General features: G+C 72.1%; 3 protein-coding genes. All 3 read right to left on the bottom strand.

Features of this window, described 5'->3' with window-relative positions; translation table 11 throughout:
* Positions 1-653 (bottom strand): beta-keto acid cleavage family enzyme (locus VTU_RS0124760; RefSeq protein WP_010110594.1); only part of this gene is annotated, 653 nt, incomplete at its 3' end.
* Positions 654-667: 14 nt separating this feature from the next.
* Positions 668-844 carry an acyl-CoA carboxylase biotin carboxyl carrier protein subunit gene (locus VTU_RS35340; protein ID WP_010110592.1) on the bottom strand — a complete coding sequence of 59 codons (177 nt, stop codon included), beginning with the start codon at positions 842-844 and terminating at the stop codon, positions 668-670.
* Positions 802-2,262: ATP-binding protein (locus VTU_RS30360; protein WP_010110590.1), on the bottom strand; the 1,461-nt coding region annotated here is incomplete at its 5' end. The genes VTU_RS35340 and VTU_RS30360, both read right to left, overlap by 43 nt.

Raw genomic sequence — 2,262 nt, 5'->3', positions numbered from 1 at the left:
AGCGTCGCCTGCCAGGGCGCTTGCGGGATCTTGAGGCGCAGCAGAATCGGCAGCAGGTCCGGGTCCGCGGGCATTCCCGACGCCACGCCGAACACGAAGTTGTACTCCGGCAGCCCCTGGTACATGCCGGTTTGCCGGTACATCTGCACGCAGCGCACGATTCCCAGGTCAAAGCACTCGAACTCCGGCAGCGTGCCGGTCTCGGCCATGGCGTCGATGAATTCCTTGACCTTCGCGGGCGGGTTGTCGAACAGCGTGGGCGGCCAGGCCCAGGCGCCGTCGCTGCGCACCTTCAGGTAGTTCAGTGAACCGGCATTGCACGCCGCCATCTCGGGCCGCGTGGCGCGCAGGCAGTCGATCGGGCCCTGGCAGTCCGGGCCCACCACGCCGGTGCTCTGGTTGATGATCAGGCCCGGGCAGGCTGCGCGCAGCGCCTGCACGCAGTCGCGCGCCAGCTGCGGGTCCCACGAGGGCAGGTGCCCCTTGCCGGGCTCCTGCCGGCGAAAGTGCAGGTGCACCACGGACGCGCCCGCGTCGCAGGCGCGGCGCGCCTCGCGCGCCAGTTCCTCGGGCGTGACGGGAACCGGGTGCTGCCCGGGGTCGGTGAGCACGCCGGTGATGGCGCAGGTGATGATGGCCTTGTCGCTGTGCATGCGGGCGTCTCCTTCTACGTTGGGTCCGGCTGCGCTGCGGGGGGTACAAGGCGCGCGAGCACCTGGCCTGGGGCCACCTGCTGGCCGGGGCTGACGAACAGCTCGGCGAGCCTGGCCGCAGCGGGGCAGGCCAGCTGGTGTTCGAGCTTCATGGATTCGATGACCAGCACGGTGTCTCCGGCCGCCAGCACCTGCCCGATTTCGGCGGCGAGCGCGAGCACCCGGCCGTTGAACGGCGCGCGCAACTCCGTGGCGCCGCCCGCGGCGACGGTGTGTCCGGAGGGCTCCAGGGAGGCATCGTCAACCCAGCCGTCCACGCCGGCGATCTGCCAGTGCCAGCGCCGTTCTCCCACGGGCACCACGCGCACGAGATATTCCACGCCACTCCAGTTGCAGCGCCGGCTGCCGTCCGGCAAGGCGACGAGCCGCACGTCGGCCACCTCGCCCCGGGCAGATCGACGTGCATCCCGCCCTGCACGCGTGCGCGCACCGCGAGCGGCAGGATTTCCCCCTGGTGGCGCAGGCGCAGGGGACGCGCGAAGCCGCAGGGCAGCGCAGGCGTAGACGTAGGCGCCGCAGGGTACACGGCGCACAGCGCTGCGGGGTAGAGCAGCGCGCGCTCTTCTTCGGCGAGCCGCTCGCGCAGCGCCTGCGCATGCTCCGTGAGAAACGGCAGCAGCGCCTGCCCCGCGCGAAATACCGGGTGCTCCAGGCAGGCCACGAGAAACGCCCGGTTGTTCGGCAGGCCCAGCAGCGTGGTGGCACGCAGCGCGCGCAGCAGCGTGGCGATGGCCTGCTCGCGCGTGGCGGCGTGCACGATGAGCTTGCCCAGCAGCGCGTCGTAGTCCGCCGTGACCTCGCCGCCCGGCTCCAGCGCATGGTCCAGGCGCAGGCCGCCCAGGGGCGCTGGCGCAAAGGCGCTGGCCTGCGGGGTGGCGAAGTGCAGAACGCGCCCGGTGTGCGGGCGAAAATGCGTGTCTTCCGCGCACAGCCGCACCTCGATGGCGTGGCCGCGCAGCGCGAGCGCGTGCTGCGCGATCGGCAGCGGCTCGCCCCGCGCCACACGGATCTGCCACTGCACCAGGTCGAACCCGGTCACGGCCTCGGTCACGGGGTGCTCGACCTGCAGCCGCGGGTTCATCTCCATCAGGTAGAACGCATCGCCGTCAACCAGAAACTCCACCGTGCCCGCGCCCACGTAGCCCGCCGCGCGGGCCAGCGCCACGGCGCAGTCCCCCAGGCGTGTGCGCAACGCCGTGCTCAGCGCCGGGCAGGGGGACTCTTCGATGAGCTTTTGGTAGCGCCGCTGCACCGAGCAGTCGCGCTCGCCCAGGTGGATGCAGGCGCCGTGCGTGTCGGCGAACAGCTGCAGTTCGACGTGGCGCGGCGCGGACAGCGCGCGCTCGATGAGCAGATCGCCGCAGCCAAAGCCCGCGAGCGCCTCGGAGCGCGCTGCGGCCAGCGCAGCGGGCAGTTGCTCCGGATCGGTCACCAGCCGCATGCCGCGCCCGCCGCCGCCCGCGATCGCCTTGACCATCACGGGGTAGCCGATGCGCTCGGCCTCGGCGCCAAAGCGCGCAGCACTCTGCTCATCGCCCGCGTAGCCCGG

The sequence above is a fragment of the Verminephrobacter aporrectodeae subsp. tuberculatae At4 genome (assembly GCF_000193225.1).
In the GTDB taxonomy this organism is placed as follows: Bacteria; Pseudomonadota; Gammaproteobacteria; order Burkholderiales; family Burkholderiaceae_C; genus Acidovorax; species Acidovorax aporrectodeae.
The sequence above is the reverse complement of the archived record's forward strand: the minus strand, read 5'-3'. Positions and strand labels throughout refer to the sequence as shown.